The following is a 25,644-nucleotide window of genomic DNA, read 5'->3' on the forward strand; positions in this document are numbered from 1 at the left end:
CCTTCAGCACCGTGATCTCGCGCGGCGGTTCCCTGACTTTCATGGGAGGCGGTTCGGGGGCTTACACCACCCTCCTGCCCGGTGGCACCATGAATATCGGATCGGGCACGATATACGACAACCAGCACCAGACGTCCCTGGTCGCAACCTCGGGTGCCAGCTTCAATGTCTTCTCCGGTGGTGTCCTGTCGCGTGCCGATATCGGGGATGGAGGCACCTTGACGGTCAGTGCCGGTGGCGTTCTCCATGACGTCAATGTCACGAATGGCGGGGCCCTTTCCGTGAACTCGGGCGGAACACTCTCGGGCGCGACGATCGATACCGGCGGCACGGCCATTTTTGCCGCAGGCGCAGACGAGACGGGCGTGACGCTCAATGGCGGAACGATCAGCGCCTTCAATTCGCCGCCTTCCGTAATCTGGGGCAGTGGCGGAGGAACGCTGGTTCTGGAGAGCGGGTCGGTCGATAACGAGGAAAGACCGCTGGCAGGCGATGCCAGGATCGTGGTCAATTCAGGGGCAAGGCTTTCCAGCGCCGTCCTGCAGTCAGGCAACTCACTGATCGTCTCGGCTGGTGCCAGTGTCGCAGAGGCGAGCGTGTCCGGCGGAGCCACGTTCTCCGCAGCCAGCGGTGCCTCCCTTACCGGAGTCGTCACGCTCCAGGATGGCGGCACTGCCACGATCTGGGGCACCACGGGCGGCGCAATCAATCTGGTTGGCGATCGCAATAACGGCCTGACGATCTCGGGAATGGAAAACGGCGGCACGGTGGGAACGGCCATCATCGGCTGGAGCGGCAGCGGACCCGGAAATTCGGACCGGATCGCCCTGGCAGGCGTCTCCCCCGCAGGGGCGATCTATACCTATCCCTCCAACGATCAGGTCGTCATCACGCTGGGTAATGGCAAGACCGTCACCCTCACGATCCCCGGCGTCAGGAGCACCGGCTTCCTTCTCGTTTCCGACGGTTCGGGCGGCGCCTTTGCCGAGGTGTGTTTTCTCGCGGGCAGCATGATTCGCACAGAGGAAGGAGATGTACCGATCGAGACGCTCCGGATCGGTGACACCATCACGACCCATGACTGGCGCACGAATCGCCCCGCAACCCGCCCTGTCGCCTGGATCGGAAAGGCACGCTGCCAGATCCGCCCGCATCTTCCCGAAAATGCCGCCGGCTATCCCGTGCGCGTCCTGAAAGATGCCATTTCAGACGGCGTCCCTTACAAGGACATGCTGATCACGGCTGAGCACTGCCTCTTCTTCGAGGGGAAATTCATCCCTGTACGTATGCTCGTGAATGGCCGGTCGATCTTCTACGACACGTCGATCACCGCTTACGACTACTATCATGTGGAAACGGAAGATCATGCCGTCATCATGGCAGATGGCATGCTGACGGAAAGCTATCTCGATACCGGAAATCGCTCCGCCTTCCGACAGGAAAGAAAGATCGTCGCCTTCCCCGGACATGCGAAAACATGGGACAGGGATGCAGCCGCACCGGTCGCCGTCTCCCGTCCGGAGGTCGAGCCGCTTTTTCGCCGTCTGGAAAACAGGGCTCGCGATGCCGGTCTGGCGGCGGTCGCAGAGAGGCCGGAGCTCACGGATGACAGCAATCTTCATCTCGTGACGGAGGGCGGCGTCGTCATCCGACCGGCGCGCGAGTCGAACGGACGGGCAATCTTCCTGATTCCGTCGGATCTCGGAAGCGTTCGCATCGTCTCCAATGCGAGCTGCCCCAGCGACGCCATCGGCCCCTTTGTGGACGACCGGCGAACCCTCGGCGTCCTGATCGGTGAGATCACTCTGTTCGAAGGCGCAAGCGCGCGCAGGCTGACGGCACATCTGACGAATCCCGACCTCGCCGGATGGGAACGTGTCGAATCGCAAACCATGCGCTGGACCACGGGTTCCGCCTTGCTGCCGCTCGGACCTCGTTCGTGCAGCGACATCGCGGCTCTGGCGGTCGAGATCAGGGCTGCGGGCCCGTATCTCATTCAACCGGCCCGGGAGATGCGGAGGAAGGACGTCTCCTGAAGCTGCGCCCGGAGTCGAATGCCTCGGGAGCGGGCGCCTCCGGGCGAGGGGGAGGTTCTCCCTCGGGAGGGCGCCGCGTTCGTCACCCGGACAGGCGGATGGGTGCATCGCACCTCCGCTTTCCCGCCCCATCCCGTCAGGCACGACCGATCGGCCCGGATCGGATCGGGTCGGACAGTTCCGGCAAATTCCGTGACATTGCAGCCGGGCCCGACAGCGGAAACAGAAAAAGGGGGACGTTTCCGTCCCCCTTTTCCCTCGTCGATGACAGGACCGATCAGTTGCCGGACGCATCCTTCTCGGCGGCGGCTTCTGCGCTCTTCTTGTGATGCTTGTGCTTGTGCTTATGCTTGTGCTTGCCCTTGTGGCCGTGCTTGCCCTTGGAGGACATGGCCTTCTCCTCAGGCTGGGCGGCGGGTGCAGCCTCGGAAGCGGGCGCAGGCGGTGTCGCTTCCGGCGTGGCTGCCGTCGGCGCAGCGGCCGCGGGCGCCGGATCCTGTGCGGTCTGGGCGAAAGCGGGGGCGCTCAGCGACATGGCGAGTGCGGTGACACCGGTGAGAAGCCGACGATTGAAAACGAGCATGGAACGCGCTCCAGAAAAAAGATTCGGAAAGTCACAGCCTGCATCCCGACCGTAATCCGGAGGGGCGTTCTAATGACCGACCTGACGATATCAGTCTTTTTTCTTGCCGTCTCGAGGGAAAATTTGATGAAATGACGGTAATTACACAGTAAAGGCGCCATTTTGCCCTAATGCCGACATGTTGACGAAAAGGGCTGCCGGATCACTCCGGCAGCCCTTTTCGTTGAACACGGATATCGACAGGATCAGTTGTCGCTCTTGACCTTGGACATACGCTTGCGCTCGTTCGGGTCGAGATAACGCTTGCGGATACGCACGGCTGAGGGCGTGACCTCCACCAGCTCGTCATCCTCGATATAGGCAATGGCCTGCTCGAGGCTCATCTTGCGCGGCGGGATCAGCAGAAGCGCGTCGTCCTTGCCGGCAGCGCGGATATTGGTCAGCTTCTTTTCACGGATGGCATTCACTTCGAGGTCGTTCTCTCGCGAATGCTCGCCAAGGATCATGCCCGTATAGATCTTCTCGCCTGCCTCGACGAAGAGCGTGCCGCGATCCTGCAAGGAGAACAGGGCATACTGCGTGGTCGCACCGTCTTCCGCCGAGATCAGCGAGCCGTTGCGACGGCCGTCGATCGTGCCTGCATAGGGCTTATAGCCCGCGAACAGACGGTTCATGATGCCGGTACCGCGCGTATCGGTCAGGAACTCACCGTGATAGCCGATCAGGCCGCGCGACGGGATGAGGAAGGTCAGGCGCACCTTGTCGCCGCCCGACGGACGCATGTCCTGCATCACGCCCTTGCGGATCGACATCTTCTCGACGACCACGCCCGAATAGGGCTCGTCGACATCGACCAGAACCTCTTCGTAGGGCTCTTCCCGCTCGCCGGTTTCTTCGTTGTTCCGGAAAAGAACGCGCGGACGCCCGATGGTCAGCTCGAACCCTTCGCGACGCATCGTCTCGATAAGGACGCCGAGCTGGAGTTCACCACGACCGGCGACCTCGAAAGCCTCGCTTTCGGCGCTCTCGGTCACCTTGATGGCGACATTGCCTTCGGTTTCCTTGAACAGACGGTCACGGATCTGGCGCGACGTTACCTTCTTGCCTTCGCGACCGCCCAGAGGGCCGTCATTGATGCGGAAGGTCATCGACAGGGTCGGCGGATCGACCGGGGTCGAGGGCAGAGGCGCATCGAGCGACGGATCGGCGATGGTGTCGGGAATGGTCGCGTCGGACAGACCGGCCACGGCCACGATGTCACCGGCTTCGGCTTCATCCACCGGCACGCGGTCCAGACCGCGGAACGACAGCAGCTTGGTCAGGCGACCCGTCTCGACTATCGTGCCATCGGGACGCAGCACGCGCACCGGCATGTTCACGCGGGCGCGCCCCTGCTCGATACGTCCCGTCAGGATGCGGCCAAGGAAGTTGTCGCTTTCGAGAATGGTCGAAACCATGCCGAAAGGCGCATCCTTGTCGAGGCCCGGCGTGGGCACATGGCGCAGCACCAGATCGAACAGCGGCGACAGATCCTTGCGGGGGCCGTTCATTTCCAGATCGGCCCAGCCCTGACGGCCCGAAGCGTAGAGCATCGGGAAGTCGAGCTGATGCTCGTCGGCGCCCAAAGCTGCGAACAGGTCGAAGATCTCTTCATGAACCTCGTCGGGGCGTGCATCGCCACGATCGATCTTGTTCACGACCACGATCGGACGCAGGCCGCGGGCCAGTGCCTTGCCCAGCACGAACTTGGTCTGCGGCAGAGCGCCCTCGGCCGAGTCGACCAGGATGATCGCACCGTCCACCATGCTCAGGATACGCTCGACCTCGCCGCCGAAATCGGCATGGCCCGGGGTATCGATGATGTTGATGCGCGTCTCGTTCCAGACGACCGAGGTGCATTTGGCAAGAATGGTGATGCCGCGCTCACGCTCGAGATCGTTGCTGTCCATGGCGCGCTCGGCGACATGCTGGTTTTCGCGGAACGAGCCGGATTGCTTGAGAAGCTGGTCGACAAGGGTGGTCTTGCCATGATCGACATGCGCGATAATGGCGATGTTACGGATTTCCATGAAGCGGTCCTGATCGGGCTTGCAGGGTCGTGCCCTGCCGGATCGCTCCCTGGGAACGATACAAAGCCGGGACTGACGGATTGGCCGTGTTCTGCACAATTTCGCGGCGCAACGCAATCGAAGGTTCGATTACAACGCCGGGGAAGCGGCCAGGGGATGGATCGGATGGTCGATTATTCCCCTTTTGCGGAGGGAAACGCAAAGGCGACCGAAGCGGCGCGGATCGGGATCGCGACCGGGTCGACCCGACAGGATCGAACCCGGACACCGCATGCATTCCGGCCCGCAAGGCCTGCGTCAGCCCGTTGCGGACCGTGCGTCTTCAGACGCGCAGAGTGAATGTTTCCGACGGGCGGGCGCCCATATGGGTGATGATCGCGGCAGCGGCGCGATTGCCGAGCGCGGCGCAGGCCTCGAGCGTATGCGCGTTTGCCAGGGCGGCAAGGAAGCCCGCCGCGAACGCATCTCCGGCACCTGTCGTGTCCACCACCGCCACGGAATCGGTCGGCACGGCGCGGCTTTTCCCTTCCGAGATCACGACGGCGCCTTTCTCGCTGCGGGTGAGCACGACGAGCGCTGCATCCCGACCCGCCGCTTCTGCGGCGACATCGAAGGACTCGGTCTCGTACAGCGCGCAGATTTCTGCCTCGTTCGCAAAAAGGATATCGATATGACCGGCCACGAGCGCACGGAAGGCAGCGCGGTGACGCGCCACGCAGAATGTGTCGGACAGGGTCAGGGCAACGCGACGCCCGGCAGCATGGGCGGTTCTGGCAGCGAGAACGAAGGCCTCCTGGGCGCGCTCCTTGTCGAAGAGATAGCCCTCCATATACGTCACCGCAGCGCTGGAGACGGCATCGCGATCGACATCCTCGGGGCCGAATTCCGTGCAGATCCCGAGATAGGTATGCATGGTGCGCTGGCCGTCCGGCGTCACGAGAATGATACAGCGGGCCGTGGGACGATCGGCATTCTCGACCGGCACGGACGGATAGGCCAGCCCCTGGGCGGAGAGATCCGCTGCATAGCCGAGACCGGCCTCGTCTGCCGCTACCTTGCCCAGATAGCCCACCCGGGCTCCGAGACGGGCGGCGACCACCGCCGTATTGGCGGCGGAACCGCCTCCCATCACCTCTTCCGGCACGATCCGCGCCTCGATATCGGCGGCCTGCGCGGCGTCGATGAGCGTCATGCTGCCGGCAGGCGAGCCGAGTGCCGCCAGGGTCTCGTGCGAGACCGGCGCAAGGATATCGACGATGGCATTTCCGATGCAGAGAAGGTCGAGAGTTGGGGCTGTCATGAGGTCTCCGGAAGAGGGAAATTTCGACGTGGAACGGACATGCACGCCATGAAATCAACACGATCGCGCCGGAATGTTCCGGGTACGTGAATGACGGGTCCGGTGCCGATCGGAACAGGCCATGACACAAGACGCAGCCAGGGTCAAAAAACCGCGGGAAACCGCAGGAAACCGGCTTGTCGGTCCCGTCCCTTAACGTGTAAGCCGGGTTGGGGTGAAAATTGTTTTCACGATGATTTCACTCCGTAATCCAAGCCGCCAGCGGCACCCGAACCGCCAACACTCAAAGAACGCGCAGCGGGGTTAACTTGTTCAAAAGACGCAAACCAGAAGAGACAGCCCCTCCGGCCTCATCCGCCGGATCGATGGCCGGTGCCGGTCAGAAACCCTCCGCCTCAGGCCCGGGCGGCTCCTCGATCTTTCCCGAACGTCCGAACCAGTCGACGGACGCCTCTTCCCCCTCTCTCGCCAAGGACTCCGCCGCGATGGGTCGTACGCCGTTCCCTGCCCCTCCCTCTCCTGCCACACCGGCCACGCCAGCCCGCCCGGCGGCCTCGGCCCCCGCATCCGCCGCGCGGCGCGATGCAACGGAACGCCGGACACTGGTCGTCGGACGCGGCATTTCCGTCCAGGGCTCGATCCAGGACGCCGAACGGCTCGTCGTGGAAGGAACGGTCGAAGCGACCCTCCTCCAGGCCACCGAGCTCTCGGTAACCCAGGGTGGCGTCTTCCGTGGTGAAATCGAGGTCGAGGACGCCGATCTGGCAGGCACGATCGACGGTACGCTGACCGTTCGCGGCAATCTGACCGTTCGCGCCACCGGGCGCCTGATCGGCAAGACGCGCACCCGCCGCCTTCAGGTCGAGGATGGCGGTCAGATCACGGGTCATCTCGAAATGATCACGGGCGACATGCCGGAACGCGCCAAGCCGGTCGAGCCGGGCCTCGCTGCCCCGCATTCCGGCGCTTCGGAACCCGCCGAGGAAAAGACAGCCACCGCCTGATCCGGCCTCACACGAAGCACGAAAAAAAACCCGGCCTCGAACAGGACCGGGTTTTTTTTCATCTTTCGATCGGAACGATCCTGCCGGTCCCGGCCCCCGCTGGAGGCGCCGGAACGGGATCGCCTTTTCAGCCGTTGCTTTCGCGCCGATCGCGCAACTTCACATAGGCGATCGCACAATGCTCGGCGCAATACGGCTTGCCCGGCACGGGCCTCGCACCGCAGAAATGAAAACCCGGCGTGCCCGGATCCCCGTTCGGCCAGCAGCAGGAGGGACCGCGCCTCGGTGAGGTCTCTGTCGTGAGCGGACGGAGAAGAGGACGGAGCATGAGATCTGGCGCCATGGTCTTGGTCTCTGCTGGTTTGCGGGTCTGTGCGGCTTTGGGGGCGGTCGGCGCGGAGGAAGAGGCCGGTGCGGGCTGATCCTGAGCCGCGGCTGTGCCTGCGGCGGAGGGCGAACGTCCTGACGGCTCGGCAGAAGCGGCGTGCCCGGACGCCGGAGCCGTCTCGGCGGCCACCATCGGCTCGGCAGGGGCCATGACCGGCGCGCTCTCCCGGACCGGCGCCGTCATGACGGTTTCGGGCAGCTCCGTCCGGGCCTGGGGCGCGCCGGAAGCGTCTTCGGAGGCGACGGCATCCTGAGAAGGCGACGCAGCCCCTGCGTCCTTGCGGCTCTTTGCCATTGCCCGGATCGGCGAAGGACGGGGCGGAAGACCGAGACGATGGGCCTTGCCGACGACGGCGTTCTTGGTGATCGAGAGCTGACGACCGATTTCGGCCGTGGACAGTCCTTCCTGCCAAAGCGTCTGAAGACGGGTAATTATTTCGTCAGTCCATTCCATCGCCCGTGCTCCTCACTCAGTCCCGTATCGTAAAAACTGGGTCTCTCGACGCGTTGCGCAATCCGTCTCGCGGATTTTTCTTTACTGAGACTGGCCGATAAACACACAGCTCTTGTCCAAGTCAATCTGAACCCGCAAGAATTACCGCTTTATGAAGAAAATCTCAGTCATCGCGCCGGTCACTGCGGATCAAACGCACCGATCGCCCATCGACGGCCAGATGGATCTCTCCGCGGAGCAGGGCAAGCGCATCCTCGCCGAAGACCGCGCGCCGCCATCCCTGGAGTACCGCACCGTCGGTTTCTCCCAGTGCGAGGGCATCGAGATCCTCTCCGGTCGCGACGAGCTTGGGTGCCACGCGGTTGGCTTCGCAGGCGGCGGCAAGCACCACCTTGAGCAAGGCGACCAGAGCCGCTGACGGCTTGGCGCCCTCGGGTTTGCGCGGGGGGCGCGGAAGCTCTTTCTCGTCCAGCGCGAGACCGGTCTGGACCGCGGCGAGAAGACCGGGCGCAGCCTTGCCTTCGGCAAAGCCGCGGGAAACACCCCGGACCCGAGCGAGCGCTTCGGCATCCTGCGGACGCACGGCCGCGATTTCGAGCAGGCTCTCGTCGCGGATCAGGCGCTGGCGGGGGATGTCGAGGGCTTGCGCCTCCAGCTCGCGCCAGGCCGCGATCTCGCGCAATATACCCAGCATACGACGGTTGTTGGTGCGGGCCTTCAGTCGCTCCCACTGGCGGCGGGGATCGGGACGGAAAGTGGCCGGATCGTTCAGGATCGCCAGTTCGGCATCGGCCCAGTGCAGGCGGTTCTGCTTTTCGAGCTCCTGCCTCAGGGCGAGATAGACATCGCGCAGATGCGTGACGTCGGCGGCGGCATAGGCGATCTGGGCCTTCGAGAGCGGGCGGGCAGACCAGTCGCTGAAGCGGTGGGTCTTGTCGATCGTCGCGCCCGTAATGGCGCCGACCAGCGTGTCGTATCCCACCTGATCGCCATATCCGCCCACCATGGCAGCGACCTGCGTATCGAAGATCGAACGCGGCAGGACATCGAAGAGATGGAGGAAGATCTCCAGATCCTGCCGCGCTGCGTGAAAGACCTTCGTGCAGCTTTCCGTCGCCAGCAGATCGGCCAGAGGCGCAAGATCGAGTCCGGGCGCCAGCGTGTCGATGACCGCGACATCCTGAGCGCCGCCGAGCTGAACGAGGCACAGTTCCGGCCAGTATGTATGCTCGCGCACGAATTCGGTGTCGATCGTAACGAACGACTCCTGCTTGAGTCGCGCGCAGAGTTGCGCCAAATCCTCGGTAGAAGACACGATGGCTGGGGCTGGGAAACCGGCTTTGGTCAGTTGCATTTTCCTTCCATACATCAGGGCGGACCCTCATGACCACATCAGAGAACGATCTCGCCGGGCTGAGTCAGCTCGGCCGTCATACCGTGCAGCCGGACAATCCCGAAACCGCGACGCTCGAGAAGGTTCCGAGCCCGCATCGGGGCCGCGACTATGTCGTGCGCTTCACGGCGCCCGAATTCACCTCGCTCTGTCCGGTGACCGGCCAGCCCGATTTCGCCCATATCGTCATCGACTACATTCCTGACGAATGGATCGTCGAGAGCAAGTCGCTCAAGCTCTATCTCACGAGCTTCCGCAATCACGGAGCATTTCACGAGGATTGCTCCGTCAGCATCGCGACGCGGCTCGTCGAGGTCCTGAACCCGAAATGGCTGCGGATCGGCGCCTACTGGTATCCGCGCGGCGGCATTCCGATCGATGTGTTCTGGCAGACGGGAAATGCGCCGGAAGGCGTCTGGATTCCGGCACAGGACGTTCCCGGTTATCGCGGTCGCGGCTGAGACAGGCCAGAAAAAACCCGGCCTCCTTGCGGAGCCGGGTCTTTCGGGTCGGTGGGCCAGGATGACCCGGGCGGCCTGATAAGATCGATCCTGCGGGGCTGTCCCTGTCGGTCCCTGCCCCGCCCGGACGCGTCAATGCGTCGGGTGACTGATCTCGGCCGCCTCGATCTCCGCACGGGCGGACTGGATGCGGCGGGACAGGCTGTCCTGATGGGAGATGTCGTCGGCAGCCACATTGGTGAACTGCGTCTCGAGCCTCTCGAGCCGTTCCTGCGCCTCGCTGAGAACGATCTCGGTCACCGGGAGGGCTTCATCGGCCAGAATGGTACAACGCTGCGACGTGATGTCCGCAAATCCCCCGGAAACGAAAAAGCGCTCGGTGACCTGGCCGTTTTCATACAGGGAGACGACACCGCCGCGCAGCAGGAGCATGATCGGCGCGTGATCGGGCATTGCCGCGATATCGCCGTCCTCGCCCGGGAGCACTGCCATCTCGACTTCCTTGCGGAAGAGCAGCTTCTCCGGGCTGATGATTTCGACCTGGACCGGCATGATGTTACGCCGACTCCTTCATCTTTTCGCCCTTGGCAACCGCTTCCTCGATCGGGCCGACCATATAGAAAGCGCTCTCCGGCAGATGGTCATATTCGCCCGCCACGATCGCCTTGAAGCTGCGAACCGTGTCGTCCAGAGCCACCAGCTTGCCCGGAGACCCCGTGAAGACCTCGGCCACATGGAAGGGCTGCGACAGGAAGCGCTGGATGCGACGCGCGCGCGCCACGACCTGCTTGTCCTCTTCCGAGAGCTCGTCCATGCCGAGGATCGCGATGATATCCTGCAGACCCTTATAGGTCTGAAGGATACGCTGCACGTCGCGGGCCACCTGATAATGCTCCTCGCCGACGATCTTGGGATCGAGCGAACGCGAGGTGGAGTCGAGCGGATCGACCGCCGGGTAGATGCCCATTTCCGCGATCGAGCGATTCAGCACGGTCGTGGCGTCGAGATGGGCGAAGGTCGCGGCAGGCGCCGGATCGGTCAGATCGTCGGCAGGCACGTAAACGGCCTGGACCGAGGTGATCGACCCCTTCTTGGTGGAGGTGATGCGTTCCTGCAGGGCACCCATCTCGGTCGCCAGCGTCGGCTGGTAACCCACGGCGGAAGGAATACGACCCAGCAGGGCCGAGACTTCCGAACCGGCCTGGGTGAAGCGGAAGATGTTGTCCACGAAGAACAGCACGTCCTGACCTTCCTCATCGCGGAAATACTCTGCGAGAGACAGGGCAGACAGGGCAACACGGGCGCGGGCGCCCGGCGGCTCGTTCATCTGGCCATAGACCAGCGCCACCTTGGAACCGGCCGTCGAGCCGTCTTCACCGATCTTGATCACGCCGGCATCCTGCATTTCGAAATACAGGTCGTTGCCTTCACGTGTACGCTCACCGACACCGGCAAAGACGGACACGCCGCCATGGGCCTTGGCGATATTGTTGATCAGTTCCTGGATGATGACGGTCTTGCCGACGCCAGCGCCGCCGAAGAGGCCGATCTTGCCGCCCTTGAGATACGGGCAAAGCAGATCGACGACCTTGATACCGGTCACGAGAATCTCGGAAGCCGCTGCCTGATCCTCGAAAGACGGCGCCTTGCGATGGATCGGGTAATGCTTGTCGGACACAACCGGACCGCGCTCGTCAACCGGCTCGCCGATGACGTTGAGGATTCGACCGAGCGTTGCCGGACCGACCGGCACGGTGATCTGCGCGCCCGTATCCTTGACCTCGGCACCACGGACGAGACCGTCCGTGCTGTCCATGGCGATGCAGCGCACTTCGCGCTCACCGATTTCCTGGGCCACTTCGAGCACCAGGGTCTGGTCGCCGATCCGGACATGCAGCGCATTGAGAATATGCGGCAGCGTGCCTTCGAACTGGACATCGACCACGGGACCGCGGACCTGCGTCACGCGACCCACGACGTTGCTGCTGGCAGACGACAGAGTTTCGGACATCGTATTTCGGCTCCTGCGTAAAGGTCTCAGACGGCTTCAGCGCCGGAGATGATCTCGATAAGTTCTTTGGTGATATTGCTCTGGCGGCTGCGGTTGTAGCGCTGCGACAGATCGTCGATCGCCTTGCCTGCATTCCGTGTCGCGTTGTCCATGGCGGTCATGCGCGCCCCCTGCTCACCGGCCGCACTCTCGAGAAGCGCTGCGTAGAACTGGACCTGGATGTTACGCGGCAGAAGGCGAGCGAGCAGCTCCCCTTCGTCTGGCTCAAACTCGTATTGAGCGGTATTTTCGGTCTGGTTGTCGTTTTCCGGCACGGGAAGCGGTACCAGCGGCGCCTCTGTCGGCGTCTGGGTCATCGCATTGACGAAGCGGTTATAGACCAGCGTCACGCGATCGATCTCACCGGCTTCCAGCATCTGCGTCACGCGCGCGCCCAGATCGGCCGCCGTCTGGAAATGGACCTCCCGCCCTGCCGTTCCGGGCAGACGCTCGACCAGCTTCGTCGGGAAGAGACGCGCCATGGCATCGCCTCCCTTGCGCCCGACGGGCAGAACCTGAACGATCTCGCCGTCAGCCTCGAGCCGGGACACGATCTGGCGCACGCTGCGCACGAGATTGGCATTGAAGCCGCCCGCAAGGCCGAAATCGCTCGTGAGCAGCACGACGAGATGGGTCGAGCCGGAACCGCCCTGCATGAGACGCGGCAACTCGCCCTGCCCCGCCGTGGCGGCCGCGAGCTCGGACAGCATCCGGCGCATCGCATCGGCATAGGGACGCGAGGCCTCGGCGTGTTTCTGAAAACGGCGCAGCTTGGATGCGGCAACCATTTTCATCGCGCTCGTGATCTTGCGCTGCGATTTCACGCCCGCGATCCGGGCGCGCAGTTCCTTCAGCGAGGGCATGATCCGTCCTTAGGCTTCGAAGCGCTTGTTGAACGTCGTGAGCAGCTCGGTCAGCTTGGCTTCCGTTTCCGGCTTGATCTGACGATCGTTGCGGATGGCATCGAGAATGGGCTTGCCCGAGCTGCGCATCTCGGCCAGCAGGGCCGCCTCGTAGCGGACGACCTGATCGACCTTGACCACATCCACGAAACCGCGCGTTCCGGCAAAGAGAATCACGACCTGCTCCTCGACCGGCAGCGGCGAGGTCTGGGGCTGCTTCAGCAGTTCCGTCAGGCGGGCACCACGCTCGAGCTGCTTGCGCGTGGCGGGATCGAGATCGGAAGCGAACTGCGAGAACGCCGCCATTTCGCGATACTGGGCAAGGTCCAGCTTGATCTTGCCAGCAACCTGCTTCATCGCCTTGATCTGGGCGGCAGACCCGACGCGCGACACCGAACCGCCGACATTCACGGCCGGACGGATGCCCTTGTAGAACAGATCGGTCTCGAGGAAGATCTGGCCGTCGGTGATCGAGATCACGTTGGTCGGGATATAGGCCGCGACATCGCCAGCCTGGGTCTCGATGACCGGAAGGGCCGTGAGAGAACCGCCACCGAATTCGTCGGACATCTTGGCAGCGCGCTCGAGCAGACGCGAGTGCAGATAGAACACGTCACCCGGGAACGCCTCGCGGCCCGGCGGACGACGCAGCAGCAGCGACATCTGGCGATAGGCCACGGCCTGCTTGGACAGATCGTCGTAGCAGATCAGGGCGTGCATGCCGTTATCGCGGAAGAACTCGCCCATCGAGCAGGCCGAATACGGTGCGAGGTACTGCATCGGAGCCGGATCGGACGCGGTGGCGGCGACGACGATGGAATAGTCCATCGAGCCTTCTTCCGTCAGCGTGCGAACGAGATTGGCCACCGTGGAGCGCTTCTGGCCGACGGCGACATAGATGCAATAGAGCTTCTGCTTCTCGTCACCCGTGGCGTTGACGGGCTTCTGTGCGACGATGGTGTCGATCAGGATCGCGGTCTTGCCGGTCTGGCGATCGCCGATCACCAGTTCGCGCTGGCCGCGCCCGATGGGCACGAGGGCGTCGATCGCCTTGATGCCGGTCTGCATCGGCTCGCAGACGGACTGACGCGGCATGATGCCCGGCGCCTTCACCTCGGCGCGCTTCATCACGACATCGGTCAGCGGCCCCTTGCCGTCGATCGGGTTGCCGAGCGCATCAACCACGCGCCCGAGAAGCCCCTTGCCGACAGGCACCTCGACCACGGCCCCCGTGCGAGTGACGGTGTCGCCCTCGCGGATGCCGTCGCCGTCACCGAACACGACGATGCCGACGCTGTCCTGCTCGAGATTGAGCACCATGCCGCGATCGCCGGTGGCCTCGAAGGAGACCATTTCGCCCGCCATGGCATTGCTCAGACCGTAGACGCGCGCGATGCCGTCGCCGATCGACAGGACGCTGCCCGTCTCCGAGACCTGCGCTTCGTCATTGAAGGACGCGATCTGCTGCTTGAGGATGTCCGAAATCTCTGCGGGACGGATATCCATCACGCGGCTCCCTTCATGGCATTCTGGATGCGGGCCAGACGCCCGCGAATGGAGGTATCAAATAGCTTCGCGCCGATCTGCACGACGAGGCCGCCGATCAGCGCGGGGTCAACGTGCTCGACCATGGCGACACGGGCATAGCCCGCTTCGGCCAGACGGGCCTGCAGGGCGCTGCGCTGGGCAACGCTCAGCGGCTGCGCGCTGCGCACTTCGGCCACGGTCTCGCCACGACGCTTCGCGTCGAGGGCCAGAACGGCACCGAGGATTTCGTCGAGACGGGACAGACGACGGTTCTGTGCGATCACGCCGACGAAACGCTGGATGCTCTCGCCGAAGCCCTGGGCACGGAGAACGGCATCGAACGCCTTTCCGGCCTGACGCGATTCGAGGCTCTGATCGCCCAGAAAACGGCGGAGCTCGGCGCTCTCGGCCAGAAGCTTGCGCAGGGCGCGCACCTGATCCAGCACCTCGGGGAGCGCCGACCGGTCCCCCGCATATTCATAGAGGGCCAGAGCATAACGATGCGCTACACCGCCTGCCGCATTCGAGCTGACCTGCGGCGCTTCGGCTGTTTCGACCACTGTCACGTCCGGCGTTCCCACCCCAATTACACAAACTTCCTGATGACCACCCACGCCTGTCGGGCATGGCGCCCGTCACGGGACAACCGGTCATGACTCAGGTAACGAGACTGTTCGTCCCGATTCCGCAATAACGGATCAGGCCTCGCGGCGCGTCTAGCACGCAGGGCTTATCGAGCGCAACTGACACTGCCAGGAGCGCGCCGCAAATCCTGCGATCCGCGATCACGACCGTCGCCACGGGCGGACATGTCGGGCCGGACGGATGGAAGCGCCCTTGCGACTCCCGTCCGATGACAGCAATCCGGCCGCTGCCGGGCCAAAGACCGGAACAGAAACCAGGTCAGAAACCGGTACAGAAACCCGGGGATTTGCTTTTCGCGAGGCTTTTTTGGCAGAAGAAGCCCGCTCCTGAGAAAAACCATCGAAACAGAAAGCAGGTTCGACGCATGACCTTCCGTTCACGCGCCTTTCTTCTCCTTGCCCTGACCGGTCTCGCAAGCGCGACTCCGCTTCACCAGGCCCGCGCGGAAACCGATCAGCCCCAGCCGCCGAGCGTCTCCTACTGGGACAGCTGGACCGACACGCACGGTGTCACGCATCTGACGAAATGCAAGCTGAGCAATTTCTCGCTCTCGCGTCTCTCCCCGCATACGGACCCGCTCTGGACCAACCACGCCCAGAAGGGCATGGCGCGCATGGTGACCAGCGTCCAGCCGGCCCATTGGGAGGGAGGATGGCATGCCCCGGAGAACGTGCAGTGGATCATCCCGCTCATGGGGATCTGGTACGTCGAGACGATGGATGGAACGCGCGTCGAGCTGAATCCCGGAGACGCATTGCTGAGCGAGGATGTGAAGGCGATTGCCGACAGCAAGGGTCATGTCGGTCATCTTTCGGGCAATGTCGGAGACGGTCCCGTGGCGCTCATGATCACGCAATTCGCTTCGGCACATGCGCGCAACAAACCCTGCCTGACCCGCTAGAGCCAGGATACCGACGGTGGATTCGGCACGAATGGCGCCCTTCCGGCGGCGCCCCGCCCGCCGGTGCAGGACGCCACGTGTCCGGGGCGCGCGAAGCCGATCGTGTCGGAGCCGGGCGTGATGGAGCCGGGCGTCATGACGCCGACCGTCACGGGGAGCGCGTTGCGCGCAGGATGCAATATCGGAAATTTTCGGGGGAAGATCGACTGGAGCGGGCGAAGGGAATCGAACCCTCCTCAGAAGCTTGGAAGGCTACTGCATTACCACTATGCTACGCCCGCGCTCTGTCGATGGCTTTCCCTAGCGCCGATCGCATTCCGAGGCAAGATGCAGTTTCGGCAAATCGGAATGAAATGAGCTCTTGACTTCATCTCGATAGGGACGCATTACGCCGCAAGTGGTCTCGTCACGAGCCAGTCGCCCCGGTCCAAGGTCCGGATGGCTGGAATGGAGATGATGACTTCAGGGGTGTAGCTCAATTGGCTAGAGCGCCGGTCTCCAAAACCGGAGGTTGAGAGTTCGAGACCCTCCGCCCCTGCCACCACGCCGCAGCCGCTGGCCTTTGCGCCAGCGAGCGGAGTCGGGCGCGGTCCTCCGCCACGCGCGGCTTTTCACAGCATAGATGAGGATGACGGTGTCGGTCACACCCCCAAAACACGGGTCGCAGCAGTCTTCGCCCTCCAAGGGTGGCGCATCGAAAGAGACGCCCAAGCCGTCCTCCAAATCCGGCCCACGCTTCAATCTGGTCCAGTATCTCAAGGATGTCCGGACCGAAGCGACCAGGGTTACCTGGCCGACGCGTCGCAACACGCTGGTCACCACGGGCGCCGTGCTTGCCATGGCCGCCCTCACCTCTGTTTTCTTTTTCGTCGTCGACCAGGTCATCGGGCTTGGCGTTCGCGAACTTTTTGGCGTTGGAGGCTAGGACGAACAACCATGGCTAAGCGTTGGTACGTCGTACATGTCTATTCCGGATTCGAGAAGAAGATCGCGACCCATATCAAGGAACAGGCAGCCCAGAAGGGCCTGACGGATCAGTTCGAGGAAGTTCTGGTACCGTCCGAGGATGTCACCGAAGTGCGTCGTGGCCGCAAGGTGAATGCGGAGCGCAAGTTCTTTCCCGGTTATGTTCTGGTCAAGATGGAACTCACCGACGATGCCTGGCATCTGGTCAAGGACACACCGAAGGTCACGGGATTCCTCGGGACGCGCAATCGTCCCTCCCCCATCACCGAGGCCGAGGCCGAGCGTATGCTCAAGCAGGCGGAAGAGGGCGTCGAGCGTCCGCGTTCCGCGCTCACCTTCGAGGTCGGCGAGCAGATCCGCGTGGCCGACGGTCCGTTCACCTCGTTCAACGGCGTGATTGAGGAAGTGGACGAAGAGCGTACCCGCCTCAAGGTCAGCGTTTCGATCTTCGGTCGCTCGACACCGGTCGAGCTCGACTACACCCAGGTCGAGAAACTCTGAGCGATCCGTTCAGGGGCCTGTGTCGGGCCCGGTCGCATCTCCAAATAAAAAACCCGCCTTCGAAAGGCGGGTTTTTTTGTGCCTGTCTGCCGGATCGGGGCCATCCGGATCTGGCAAGGAAGAGGAAGAACGCCCCTGGAAGAAACGGAGCCCCCGATGAGCCCCCTCCAATGGTCGGAAGGGGATCCGGAAGCATCAGGGCCGGGAGCAGCAGGGCAGAACGGGCAAGGCCCGCAGTTTCGCCGCGGCCTGATCGGCCAGCTGGCCGGTAAGACGGCTGAGAGCCGCCACGAGCGTGTTGGTCCTGGCATCGGGCAGATGCGTCCGGAGCTGAACCGGATAAGCGAGATTCGGTCCTATACCGGATTTGTCTCCATGAACCGAGAGCGATCCGACGAGCGCGGCATTGCCGTTCTGGTCGGCATTGAAGGCAGTGACCGTCAGCTCGACATAAGCGCGCGGCTTTGTCGAAACGGCATCGTTCTGGGCGAAGACCGTCGTGCCCGGCAGACGTTGCGCGAGATCCTGCGTGAGAACCCGGCCGATCATATCGCCGATCGGTTCGCTCCACGCGGTCCCGTGTGCGATCCCGAGCTTGTAATCCTTGTCCTGCCGGACGATCTCGTCCCGGTCGAGACTTGCGGTCACGACAGGCGTACGCACCTCCACCACGACAGGACCGCCCGGCTGAACCTGGCCGGATACGGGCTGGATGGCATACAGCGTCGGATCGCTGCCGCACCCTCCCAGCCCTGCCGCCACGAGAACGGAAAGACCGAGAAGCGCTGCGTAGCGACGGGGCCGGTTCAGGCCGGCAGGGAGAAACATCTTCACGTCAGTGGCGTCCCGTAATCAGTGCCGAAGGGTGATGGTTGAGATAATCGGTGAGGAAGCGGATAGAGCGCGCGGCCTGACCCAGCTGCGTGATCATGGCCTGGAGATCCCGATGGAAATCGGTATCGCCGCCATAGCTCGCAAGCACGGTCTGCGCGTTCCTCAGCGTTCCCTCCAGCGCATCGCTCATGGCGGGAAGCTTCTTGAGGAAGGGCTTCATGCCCTGATCGGCGTTTCTGGTCAGCGCGGAAATATGGCGCAGCGAATCGCGCAGGGCGACAATCGACTGCTTTACCTCCGGGCTGGACAGGCGCTGGTCGGCATGGGCGAGGAGCCCGTTGAGATGCTCGCCGATCTGGGTCAGCGGCATGGCGGCGACCTTGTCCATGGTCGTGGCCGCCGAGGCCATGATCCCGTCGAGACCGCCCGGCTGGCTGGGCAGGATCGCGACATCCCCTTCATAGGTCAGCGTCGCGGGTTTCGCATGTTTGACGAACTGGAGACCGATCATCGATTCCCCGGTCAGGAAACTCGCGCTCTCGACCGAGGCGCGCATCCCCCGCTGCACGAAGGCGGTGAGCAAGGCGTGCTGCGACTCGCGCGACACCTCGTCGGAATTCATCACGCGTTCCGGCTCGAGTTCCATCTCGACGCGAACCCTGGCCGAACCCTCCTTCTCGTTCACCTTGAGAGAGACATCCGTCACGGTTCCGACCTGGATGCCGAACATGCTGACCGTGGCGCCCGATGTGAGCCCCTTGACCGAGCTGTCGAGATAGGTCGCCGCCTTGACGCGCTGATGATAGCGCGCGTTATCGGCATCGGCCTTGCTCGCATAGAGCCTGAAAACGGAATTTGCCGGTGCCTGCGGGGCGTCGATTTTCAGGCGACGGGCGGGCAGACCGAAGGCGACGCCTCCCGATAGCAGCGCCTGCAGCGAGGTGAGCTGGACCTTGAGTCCGCCGGCGCCGAGCCCGACCTGCACGCCGGAGACGTTCCAGAATCGCGTATCGGTCCGCAGATAGTGATCGTAGGGGGATTTGACGAAGACCTGCACCATGATCGGGCCTTCGCCCCCGGGTGGCATGGTGTAGCCCAGAACCTCGCCCACCGACATGTCGCGGAAGAAGACCGGCGCGCCCTCGCCGATCGAGCCGAGCGTCGGCGTCACCAGCATGAACGTCGAACCCGGCTGATCCGAGCGGACGCCGGGAGCGGTCTCGAGCCCGGTGAAGTTGCTCTCGTAGCGCCCGCCCTTCTCGCCGGGATCGATCGCGATATAGGCGCCCGATAGCAGGGTTTCGAGACCGGTGATGCTGGCACCGTTGATCCTCGGACGCACGACCCAGAAGCGGGTATGCTCGGTCAGGATATCCTCGGTATCGGCATTCATGCGGACATGGACGATCACGCGCCGCATATCGGGCGTGAGGCTGATATCCTGCACCGTACCCAGCGTGACCGCCTTGTTCTTGACCTGGGTCTGTCCTGCAGTCAGACCCGAAGCGGTATCGAAGGTGATCGTGATATCCGGCCCACGATTGGCAAGGCTGCGCCAGGCCAGCCATCCCGCGATGACGATGGCGAGAATCGGGATCAGCCAGATGATCGAGAAACGGGTCTTCCTGATCCCGGCCTTCTTCGGCGCAGGCGAGGAACTCCGGGATTGATCGTTTTGGTCGCTCACGCGCGCTCAGGCTCCATATCGTGAGGAGGAAAAGGATGAGAGGGCCGGGAGATGCCTCCCGCTTCGGAATTATCCTGCGCCTCGAGAGGGGCGTCCACCGGTCCGTTCTGGCCGGCAGCATCCCACATGCTTCTCGGATCGAAGCAATGCACCGCAAAGATCGTCACGATCACCACGATGGTGAAGAATACGACACCCGGATCGGCCAGGACATTGGCGAGAAAATTAAAATGTACGATGGCCACGAGAATCGAGATCATGAACACATCGATCATCGACCAGCGTCCGATGATATCGATGATCCGGTAAAGCTTCGTCAGGGGACGCAGGCCGCGCTTCTGCCCGAACCAGGTGCCGAGCACCATGACGGCAAGGGAGATGATCTTGAGCACAGGAACCGTGATCGATGCGAACAGCACGAGAAGGGCCAGAGGCACGAGCCCTGACTGCCAGAGCTCGATCACGCCATGGATGATGGTGCTGGTGTCCGGCTGACCCATCTTCGTATAGGTCATGACCGGCAGGAGATTGGCCGGAATATAGCAGATGATGCCGGCCACCAGCAGAGCCGCCGCATTGGTCAGGCTCTTCGTCTTCCGGCGCCGGAGAATCTGATGGCAGCGCGGGCAATCTCCCATATCCGCCTCACGCGGAACGACGTGATCGAACGCCATCACGAGGCCGCAGGCATGACAGGACAGCATATGCGTCACGGACGGCATGGTCTCGTCCGTCGCCGTCACATGCTCGACCGGCAGTTTGCGTCCCTGGCCGTCCTCCATCTCCTCGCGGATATCCCGGTTATGCCAGACGCGTTCGACATCCAGCGTCGAATCGGTTGCCGCCATGGTGATCATGAGTGCCGCGATGAGAAACACGCCCGCCTGGAGATCGACGATCGCGAGATCGATCAGCTTGGTATAGGCGACGAAAACGCCGAGAATATAGACCTCGATCATGGACCATTCGCGCAGACGCTCGTACCAGGACATCAGACGGGGCGTCCAGTCGGGCATGTGCCGTTTGCTGGCACCGAACAGGATCGCTCCCATCAGCGCTATCACCACGCCCGGCATGACGAGTGTCGTCAGTCCGACGATCAGCCCGATCTCGCCGAAGCCTTCCCGCGCGAGTTCGATCGGCCCGGTCAGGATGGTGACGGTATTGACGCGCCCGTGCACGTTGATCGTCAGGAGCTGGGTCAGAAGCAAGGCGAGATACAATGCCGCAGAAGCGATGCAGAACGCGGCCGGTGCTGCAATGGGCGCCGTACGTCGCCGACGCGCCAGCTGCGCATCGCATCGCGTGCAATACGCCACATGCCCGGGCTTGAGCCGGGGCACCGTCTGGAAGAGACCGCAACAGGGACATTCCCTCAACCCCTCGACGATCTGGAGCGTCGGGGTCGATGGCGCAGGCGAGGCCATCGTGACGGCATTGCGCCACAGACGCTTGTGGAAGCGATCAGACATGGAGACCAGTGTAGCCGGAGAATCGGGGAAGAGATAGGTGTTTGACCTGTTGCAGTCTCGGCCAGTCTCGGCTATAGCACCGCGCCAAGGACGCCGACATAGCTCAGGGGTAGAGCAACTGATTCGTAATCAGTAGGTCCTCGGTTCAATTCCGAGTGTCGGCACCATTCTCCCCACCCGAAGCGGTCACTTGCCGGAAAAGACGACGCCGCTGGAATATCGGCGTTCTCCGTCCGCGATGTACTCATGGCGGAGGAACGGCTGGCGGAGGAACGGCAGAACGGGTCCGTTTCCTACGCGGGATTGCCGGAAAGCGCCCCCTCTCACAATCCGTTCACGGTGAAGTCGCGACTGCCGTTCCACTCGAGCTCCCATTTTGCGCCCGGTCGTACATTCTGGATTGCCGAAGGATCGAACGCCACGAGGCACTGGCCGCCGGAATGGCGGACCGAAGGATAAATCAGTCCCCGCGCGCCCTCCCGTTGCAGGTCCAGGGCAAGCTTCTGACCGGCAGGATACCCCGTCCTTGCGTCCGGGGAGAGGCAGGGCGTATCGCGCTCATCGGTGATATCGGGAAACTCACCGATGAAATCGGCCAGAAGCTCGACATAACGGGTTTTGTCCCTGAAGACATTGATATGGGCGAGCTCCCTGGTCTTGTGGAAAGCGACCTCCTCGATGGCGGTCGGAAGGGTCCAGGCGCAATACCAGGCGCCGCGATCCTCCGCATTGAACCGGCTTCCGCCTGCCCGCGTGTATGTGAATGCCGCGTTGATATGACTGACTCCATACACGCGCAGGTCGTTGGCCCGACGCTGCCACGCAAGCTCCCGGCGATCCAGATGCCGGTTGCGTCCTGCCTCGGCAATCAGCCTGCCGCTGGTCATGGCCTCGATTTCTGTCAGAAGATCTGCCTCCGCATCCGTATCGACCAGCCCCCGGAGGATCGGCGGCTTGTGACAGGTGGCCGGTATCAGACGGATCAGACCGCGCTCGCAGATCGCGGTCGTCTTCATACGCCGCCCCTCAGGGCATCGAGATGACCGCGCACGCTCAGGAAATGCGGCAGACCGTATTCGATGAGCGAATCGACCGGGGCGCTGCCACCGAATAGCGGCCCTCCGTTCGGAAGCCTGATCCAGGACAAGGCCAGCTCGTCATCGAAATACAGCCTCAGCGATTTATAGATGCCGATGAGCGCGCTCAGCCTGAGCATCTGGTCGCGCGTGAGCTCGCCTGTGAAACCGGGTTTGCGTGCACGCTTCCACGTACTCTCGGACATGTCGCATAACTGCGCCGCCTTCGAAACGGGCATAGCCCACTCGGTCATGATGCGATTGACCGCCTTGAGGGCAACGCTGGTCAGGTCCCCGGCAGGGGCGGGAAGGGACAGGGCCGTCTGCATGAGAGCTCCTTGTGTCATCGGCCTATACTTCGGATCATATGGACCGGTTGACAAGTCCATATGATCCGAAATGCCGAAACGTTGTCGTTGTGCAGGGTTCGGGATGCAAAGTCTGTATCGCGTCGTCAGCGGATATCGGAACCGCCGCCGGTCGGAACGACCGCGCGCAGTGCCGGAGACAGCGCCAGGGACAGCGCCAATCATGAGCACCGGGAAAACCGATATCAGGGAAAAAAACGAGGACGCATCACTCTGATATATCTTCTAGCATGAAACGCCGTTTCTGGCACGTTCGGCCATGCTCCGGGATCCGGGGGCGGCATCGCAGACGCTGCGGTTGCGCCCCCGCTTCGGGATATGCGAGGTATGACCCTGCCTGCCGGATCCGTCGGGAAAGGAACGGCCAGTCCCTGTGCCCGCCTCGAGCTGCCTGCGATCGCCCTCTGTGCCGACGAGGCACGTCTCATGACGAACGAGACGGGACGCACGAAACAGGAAGAGACGCCCGTGACCTTCGGTACGAATGCTTTCACCCTGCTCACCCGCTACGCACTCTCCTACCAGATCGACGAATACGGATGGCGGATCGGTGCGCATAGCTACGGGACGCCACGCGTTCTGGAATCGGGAGAGGCCGGGCTGGAAATCGGCGATTACTGCTCGATCGGCCCCGAGGTCACGCTCATTCTCGGCAATCACGCCACCGATCTCATCACGACCTATCCTTTCCGCACCCTCTCCCGGTTCTGGCCTTCGGCCGCCTCGGGCGCGCCCGACCATGCGAGCCGGGGCGCACTGGTCATCGGAAACGATGTCTGGATCGGCGCAGGCGCGACGATCATGCCCGGCGTCACGATCGGTGACGGAGCCATCATCGGCGCGGCAGCGGTCGTCACGCGTCCGGTGCCGCCTTATGCCGTCATGGGGGGCAATCCGGCCCGGATCATACGCTATCGTTTTCCGGAACCCGTCATAGCGCGGCTTCTTGCCCTGGCCTGGTGGAACTGGCCCGAAGCGCTTCTCGAATCGCGCCTTCCCGATTTGCTGAGCGGCGACGTCGAGGCATTCCTGTCCCGCTACGAGGAGGCTCCTCCCGGCACCTGACCGGGCTTTCCTCTCCCCCGTATCGGCCCCGTGCCGACCGGTCCGGCGTCATCCGGGCTTACCTCCGGGCAGCGCTCACCCGAACTCGGCTCAGCGCGGCAGGCGACGCCACAGCACGCCCCCCGCGAGGCAGTAGAGCGCGAGAAACGACAGGGGGATCCAGTCTCCCCCGAGACACTGGGTGACCAGATCGGTCAGAACCGTGCCGAGATTCACGAGACAGGCCAGAATCGAGAGCACGGGAACCAGTCCGATCCAGTATTGGCCGAGAACGATCCCCGGGAAGGGAACACGGAAACGCGATGGCGGGCGTGTCGTCTCACGACGCAGTCGCATGACAGCCACCGCTATGAACAGAAAGCCGATCATCGTCCCGATACTCACCAGATCGGCCAGCAGCGTTATGGGCAGGAACGCGGCTGTCAGAGCCGTCAGCGCAGCGATCGTCACGATGGCCGGGACCGGCGCGCCGCTTCCGGGATCGACCTGCGCGAATCGTGCGGCGATCAACCGGTCCCGTGCGAGAATATGGCAAAGACGCGATTGCCCGTAGAGGCTGACGAACAGCACCGAGGTCAGCCCGATGACAGAGCCGAATTGCAGTACGAGACCGAGAAAGGGCATTCCGAGCGCCTGCACCGCGAGAGCGACCGGGCTTGCCACGCCGAGCTGACGGAACGGCACGAGGCCCGTCATGACCAGAGACACGGCGACATAGAGAACGGCGCTGGTGGCCAGGGCGCCGATGAGGCCGAGCGGGACATCCCGCCCGGGATTGCGTGCCTCGGATGCGGCGATGGAGATGGAATCGAAGCCAAGATAGGCAAAGGACACCACAGCGACTGCACGGAGCAGACCAAGCCAGCCGAAGGAAAACCCACCCTCGGAAGGCGGTAGAAACGGATGCCAGAGTGTCGGATCGACATGGCCGCAGCCGACGAGAACGAAAACGAGAAGAACGGCAAGCTTCAGCAGGACGAGACAGCCATTGGTCCAGCTGGCCTGACGGATCCCCCGCGTCAGTACGATCCCGAGAGAGACAACGAGCAGAAACGCGACGAGATTGACCTGGGGAACGAGATGGAATGCGCCACCCTGCCACTGGATCGTCGCGTTGATGAGACGCGCGGGCAATACGAGGCCGCATGACGCAAGAAAGCCGGAGAGATACCCGGTCAACCCGACCGATACGGCCGACCCGGCCAGGGAATATTCCAGAACGAGCATCCAGGCGACCCACCACCCGGCCCCGATCCCGAGAATGGCACGCGCATAACCGTAAGCGCCTCCCATCGCATCGGGCAGGGCGGAAGCGAGTTCGGCGTAGCACAGCCCGGTGAAGCCGCAGCTGATCGCAGCAAGAACGAAGGAGAGAGAGACAGCCGGTCCTGCGAAATGTGCCGCAGCGATTCCGGGCAGAACATAGATACCCGCGCCGACGACGCTTCCGATCCCCATGAGCAGCAGGCTGACCGGGCCGAGCTGACGGTGCAGGTCGCGGGACTCACCATTCGCCATCGTAAAGCGCACCTCTCTGAAAAACGACCGACGCGTGCCGCAAGAGCCTCTCGCCCTCCAGACGGAGAGACAAGGTAAGGATCTGATGCGACTCGGCAACGACGACCTCGCCGTCGGGGCAAGAGACCGCGTGTGCATTGCCTGCCACACTATCGTCTTTTGTTTTTTCGGATGATTTTCGGAAAACGCCGCTCCAGACATCCTGTGTGTCTGGAGCGGGCGATGGGATTCGAACCCACGACCCCAACCTTGGCAAGGTTGTGCTCTACCCCTGAGCTACGCCCGCGTTCCGTTGGACGGGTGAATACTGCCTGAGGCGCTGCGGTGCAAGGGGGTTTTTTGAAAAAAATCCATTTCTTTTCATATTCCTTGCCGCCCGGATGCGCGGGCTTGCGCGCGCACCGCTTCGGAACGATCTTGTGGGCATGATCGAAGACGGCAGCGC

At 63.1% G+C, this 25,644-nt stretch carries 23 protein-coding genes and 4 tRNA genes; 9 read left to right on the plus strand and 18 right to left on the minus strand.

The window, feature by feature from the left end:
- Window positions 1-2,036 (plus strand): Hint domain-containing protein (locus tag SSA02_RS08780; RefSeq protein ID WP_246103780.1); only part of this gene is annotated, 2,036 nt, incomplete at its 5' end.
- 277 nt (window positions 2,037-2,313) lie between these two features.
- Here SSA02_RS08780 and SSA02_RS08785 read toward each other — a convergent pair.
- The 3 genes from SSA02_RS08785 to SSA02_RS08795 all read right to left on the minus strand — a co-directional run bounded on the left by SSA02_RS08785 (window position 2,314) and on the right by SSA02_RS08795 (window position 5,988).
- The gene (locus tag SSA02_RS08785; protein WP_147093714.1) at window positions 2,314-2,619 is read right to left on the minus strand and encodes a hypothetical protein; all 306 of its coding nucleotides are present in this window, start codon (window positions 2,617-2,619) and stop codon (window positions 2,314-2,316) included.
- Between the two features lie 245 nt (window positions 2,620-2,864).
- A complete protein-coding gene (gene typA, locus SSA02_RS08790) occupies window positions 2,865-4,688 on the minus strand; it encodes a translational GTPase TypA (protein WP_147093715.1) in 1,824 nt (607 codons plus the stop codon).
- A 322-nt stretch (window positions 4,689-5,010) separates the two neighbouring features.
- Complete coding sequence (locus SSA02_RS08795; protein WP_147093716.1) at window positions 5,011-5,988, minus strand: adenosine kinase; 978 nt, start codon at window positions 5,986-5,988, stop codon at window positions 5,011-5,013.
- Window positions 5,989-6,353: 365 nt separating this feature from the next.
- Between SSA02_RS08795 and SSA02_RS08800 the strand changes: the two genes are divergently transcribed.
- Window positions 6,354-6,992: a bactofilin family protein gene (locus SSA02_RS08800; protein WP_246103781.1), complete on the plus strand. Its 639-nt coding sequence runs from the start codon at window positions 6,354-6,356 to the stop codon at window positions 6,990-6,992.
- A 127-nt stretch (window positions 6,993-7,119) separates the two neighbouring features.
- Here SSA02_RS08800 and SSA02_RS08805 read toward each other — a convergent pair whose 3' ends face one another.
- Both SSA02_RS08805 and rnd read right to left on the minus strand, forming a co-directional pair.
- Window positions 7,120-7,833 (minus strand): GcrA family cell cycle regulator, encoded by a 714-nt coding sequence (locus SSA02_RS08805; RefSeq protein WP_147093717.1) that lies wholly within the window; start codon window positions 7,831-7,833, stop codon window positions 7,120-7,122.
- A gap of 163 nt (window positions 7,834-7,996) precedes the next feature.
- Complete coding sequence (gene rnd / locus SSA02_RS08810) at window positions 7,997-9,187, minus strand: ribonuclease D (protein WP_147093718.1); 1,191 nt, start codon at window positions 9,185-9,187, stop codon at window positions 7,997-7,999.
- Window positions 9,188-9,216: 29 nt separating this feature from the next.
- On the opposite strand from rnd, the gene queF reads away from it, so the two are divergent.
- The gene (gene queF, locus SSA02_RS08815) at window positions 9,217-9,687 is read left to right on the plus strand and encodes a preQ(1) synthase (RefSeq protein WP_147093719.1); all 471 of its coding nucleotides are present in this window, start codon (window positions 9,217-9,219) and stop codon (window positions 9,685-9,687) included.
- A 132-nt stretch (window positions 9,688-9,819) separates the two neighbouring features.
- On the opposite strand, the gene atpC is transcribed toward queF, so the two are convergent.
- From atpC to atpH, 5 genes are read right to left on the minus strand one after another with little or no spacing between them, the layout of a single operon-like run.
- Window positions 9,820-10,239 (minus strand): ATP synthase F1 subunit epsilon, encoded by a 420-nt coding sequence (atpC, locus tag SSA02_RS08820; RefSeq protein ID WP_147093720.1) that lies wholly within the window; start codon window positions 10,237-10,239, stop codon window positions 9,820-9,822.
- A gap of 4 nt (window positions 10,240-10,243) precedes the next feature.
- Window positions 10,244-11,698, minus strand: a complete 1,455-nt coding sequence (atpD, locus tag SSA02_RS08825; protein ID WP_147093721.1) for a F0F1 ATP synthase subunit beta — start codon at window positions 11,696-11,698, stop codon at window positions 10,244-10,246.
- A 26-nt stretch (window positions 11,699-11,724) separates the two neighbouring features.
- Window positions 11,725-12,600: a F0F1 ATP synthase subunit gamma gene (locus SSA02_RS08830; RefSeq protein WP_147093722.1), complete on the minus strand. Its 876-nt coding sequence runs from the start codon at window positions 12,598-12,600 to the stop codon at window positions 11,725-11,727.
- A 9-nt stretch (window positions 12,601-12,609) separates the two neighbouring features.
- Complete coding sequence (atpA, locus tag SSA02_RS08835; protein WP_147093723.1) at window positions 12,610-14,145, minus strand: F0F1 ATP synthase subunit alpha; 1,536 nt, start codon at window positions 14,143-14,145, stop codon at window positions 12,610-12,612.
- A complete protein-coding gene (atpH, locus tag SSA02_RS08840) occupies window positions 14,145-14,732 on the minus strand; it encodes an ATP synthase F1 subunit delta (protein ID WP_186807743.1) in 588 nt (195 codons plus the stop codon). Before atpH ends, atpA begins: the two co-directional genes overlap by 1 nt.
- A 443-nt stretch (window positions 14,733-15,175) precedes the next feature.
- Between atpH and SSA02_RS08845 the strand changes: the two genes are divergently transcribed.
- Window positions 15,176-15,712: a cupin domain-containing protein gene (locus tag SSA02_RS08845; RefSeq protein ID WP_147093724.1), complete on the plus strand. Its 537-nt coding sequence runs from the start codon at window positions 15,176-15,178 to the stop codon at window positions 15,710-15,712.
- Between the two features lie 207 nt (window positions 15,713-15,919).
- Here SSA02_RS08845 and SSA02_RS08850 read toward each other — a convergent pair.
- Window positions 15,920-15,993, minus strand: a tRNA-Gly gene (locus SSA02_RS08850).
- A 183-nt stretch (window positions 15,994-16,176) separates the two neighbouring features.
- On the opposite strand from SSA02_RS08850, the gene SSA02_RS08855 reads away from it, so the two are divergent.
- The 3 genes from SSA02_RS08855 to nusG all read left to right on the plus strand — a co-directional run bounded on the left by SSA02_RS08855 (window position 16,177) and on the right by nusG (window position 17,179).
- Window positions 16,177-16,253 (plus strand) — tRNA-Trp (locus SSA02_RS08855).
- Between the two features lie 87 nt (window positions 16,254-16,340).
- Complete coding sequence (gene secE, locus SSA02_RS12755; RefSeq protein ID WP_186807744.1) at window positions 16,341-16,637, plus strand: preprotein translocase subunit SecE; 297 nt, start codon at window positions 16,341-16,343, stop codon at window positions 16,635-16,637.
- 11 nt (window positions 16,638-16,648) lie between these two features.
- Window positions 16,649-17,179 (plus strand): transcription termination/antitermination protein NusG, encoded by a 531-nt coding sequence (gene nusG, locus SSA02_RS08865; protein WP_147093725.1) that lies wholly within the window; start codon window positions 16,649-16,651, stop codon window positions 17,177-17,179.
- Between the two features lie 195 nt (window positions 17,180-17,374).
- Here the strand turns inward: nusG and SSA02_RS08870 are convergent, their stop codons facing one another.
- The 3 genes from SSA02_RS08870 to SSA02_RS08880 are packed head-to-tail and all read right to left on the minus strand — an operon-like array spanning window position 17,375 to window position 21,172.
- Window positions 17,375-18,007 (minus strand): PqiC family protein, encoded by a 633-nt coding sequence (locus tag SSA02_RS08870; RefSeq protein WP_246103827.1) that lies wholly within the window; start codon window positions 18,005-18,007, stop codon window positions 17,375-17,377.
- A gap of 7 nt (window positions 18,008-18,014) precedes the next feature.
- Window positions 18,015-19,700 carry a PqiB family protein gene (locus SSA02_RS08875; RefSeq protein WP_246103783.1) on the minus strand — a complete coding sequence of 562 codons (1,686 nt, stop codon included), beginning with the start codon at window positions 19,698-19,700 and terminating at the stop codon, window positions 18,015-18,017.
- Window positions 19,697-21,172, minus strand: coding sequence for a paraquat-inducible protein A (locus tag SSA02_RS08880; RefSeq protein ID WP_147093727.1), 1,476 nt, complete (start codon window positions 21,170-21,172; stop codon window positions 19,697-19,699). The genes SSA02_RS08875 and SSA02_RS08880 overlap by 4 nt, the downstream gene beginning before the upstream one ends.
- Window positions 21,173-21,264: 92 nt before the next feature.
- On the opposite strand from SSA02_RS08880, the gene SSA02_RS08885 reads away from it, so the two are divergent.
- Window positions 21,265-21,339, plus strand: a tRNA-Thr gene (locus SSA02_RS08885).
- A 156-nt stretch (window positions 21,340-21,495) separates the two neighbouring features.
- Here the strand turns inward: SSA02_RS08885 and SSA02_RS08890 are convergent.
- Both SSA02_RS08890 and SSA02_RS08895 read right to left on the minus strand, forming a co-directional pair.
- The gene (locus SSA02_RS08890; protein WP_147093728.1) at window positions 21,496-22,188 is read right to left on the minus strand and encodes an RES family NAD+ phosphorylase; all 693 of its coding nucleotides are present in this window, start codon (window positions 22,186-22,188) and stop codon (window positions 21,496-21,498) included.
- Window positions 22,185-22,577, minus strand: a complete 393-nt coding sequence (locus SSA02_RS08895; protein ID WP_147093729.1) for an antitoxin Xre-like helix-turn-helix domain-containing protein — start codon at window positions 22,575-22,577, stop codon at window positions 22,185-22,187. The genes SSA02_RS08890 and SSA02_RS08895 overlap by 4 nt, the downstream gene beginning before the upstream one ends.
- Window positions 22,578-23,084: 507 nt before the next feature.
- Between SSA02_RS08895 and SSA02_RS08900 the strand changes: the two genes are divergently transcribed.
- Entirely contained in the window at window positions 23,085-23,681 is a 597-nt protein-coding gene (locus tag SSA02_RS08900) for a CatB-related O-acetyltransferase (protein ID WP_147093924.1), read from the plus strand.
- A gap of 90 nt (window positions 23,682-23,771) precedes the next feature.
- On the opposite strand, the gene SSA02_RS08905 is transcribed toward SSA02_RS08900, so the two are convergent.
- Window positions 23,772-25,199, minus strand: coding sequence for an APC family permease (locus SSA02_RS08905; protein WP_186807745.1), 1,428 nt, complete (start codon window positions 25,197-25,199; stop codon window positions 23,772-23,774).
- A gap of 211 nt (window positions 25,200-25,410) precedes the next feature.
- A tRNA-Gly gene (locus SSA02_RS08910) sits at window positions 25,411-25,485 on the minus strand.
- Between the last annotated feature and the right edge of the window lie 159 nt (window positions 25,486-25,644).

Source organism: Swaminathania salitolerans (genome assembly GCF_007988945.1).
Taxonomy (GTDB): domain Bacteria; phylum Pseudomonadota; class Alphaproteobacteria; order Acetobacterales; family Acetobacteraceae; genus Swaminathania; species Swaminathania salitolerans.

Coding starts and splice junctions, on each gene's coding strand:
- SSA02_RS08785 (WP_147093714.1), bottom strand. CDS start 2,619: ATGCTCGTTTTCAATCGTCGGCTTCTCACCGGTGTCACCGCACTCGCC.
- typA (WP_147093715.1), bottom strand. CDS start 4,688: ATGGAAATCCGTAACATCGCCATTATCGCGCATGTCGATCATGGCAAG.
- SSA02_RS08795 (WP_147093716.1), bottom strand. CDS start 5,988: ATGACAGCCCCAACTCTCGACCTTCTCTGCATCGGAAATGCCATCGTC.
- SSA02_RS08800 (WP_246103781.1), top strand. CDS start 6,354: ATGGCCGGTGCCGGTCAGAAACCCTCCGCCTCAGGCCCGGGCGGCTCC.
- SSA02_RS08805 (WP_147093717.1), bottom strand. CDS start 7,833: ATGGAATGGACTGACGAAATAATTACCCGTCTTCAGACGCTTTGGCAG.
- rnd (WP_147093718.1), bottom strand. CDS start 9,187: ATGCAACTGACCAAAGCCGGTTTCCCAGCCCCAGCCATCGTGTCTTCT.
- queF (WP_147093719.1), top strand. CDS start 9,217: ATGACCACATCAGAGAACGATCTCGCCGGGCTGAGTCAGCTCGGCCGT.
- atpC (WP_147093720.1), bottom strand. CDS start 10,239: ATGCCGGTCCAGGTCGAAATCATCAGCCCGGAGAAGCTGCTCTTCCGC.
- atpD (WP_147093721.1), bottom strand. CDS start 11,698: ATGTCCGAAACTCTGTCGTCTGCCAGCAGCAACGTCGTGGGTCGCGTG.
- SSA02_RS08830 (WP_147093722.1), bottom strand. CDS start 12,600: ATGCCCTCGCTGAAGGAACTGCGCGCCCGGATCGCGGGCGTGAAATCG.
- atpA (WP_147093723.1), bottom strand. CDS start 14,145: ATGGATATCCGTCCCGCAGAGATTTCGGACATCCTCAAGCAGCAGATC.
- SSA02_RS08845 (WP_147093724.1), top strand. CDS start 15,176: ATGACCTTCCGTTCACGCGCCTTTCTTCTCCTTGCCCTGACCGGTCTC.
- secE (WP_186807744.1), top strand. CDS start 16,341: ATGACGGTGTCGGTCACACCCCCAAAACACGGGTCGCAGCAGTCTTCG.
- nusG (WP_147093725.1), top strand. CDS start 16,649: ATGGCTAAGCGTTGGTACGTCGTACATGTCTATTCCGGATTCGAGAAG.
- SSA02_RS08870 (WP_246103827.1), bottom strand. CDS start 18,007: ATGTTTCTCCCTGCCGGCCTGAACCGGCCCCGTCGCTACGCAGCGCTT.
- SSA02_RS08880 (WP_147093727.1), bottom strand. CDS start 21,172: ATGTCTGATCGCTTCCACAAGCGTCTGTGGCGCAATGCCGTCACGATG.
- SSA02_RS08890 (WP_147093728.1), bottom strand. CDS start 22,188: ATGAAGACGACCGCGATCTGCGAGCGCGGTCTGATCCGTCTGATACCG.
- SSA02_RS08895 (WP_147093729.1), bottom strand. CDS start 22,577: ATGCAGACGGCCCTGTCCCTTCCCGCCCCTGCCGGGGACCTGACCAGC.
- SSA02_RS08905 (WP_186807745.1), bottom strand. CDS start 25,199: ATGGCGAATGGTGAGTCCCGCGACCTGCACCGTCAGCTCGGCCCGGTC.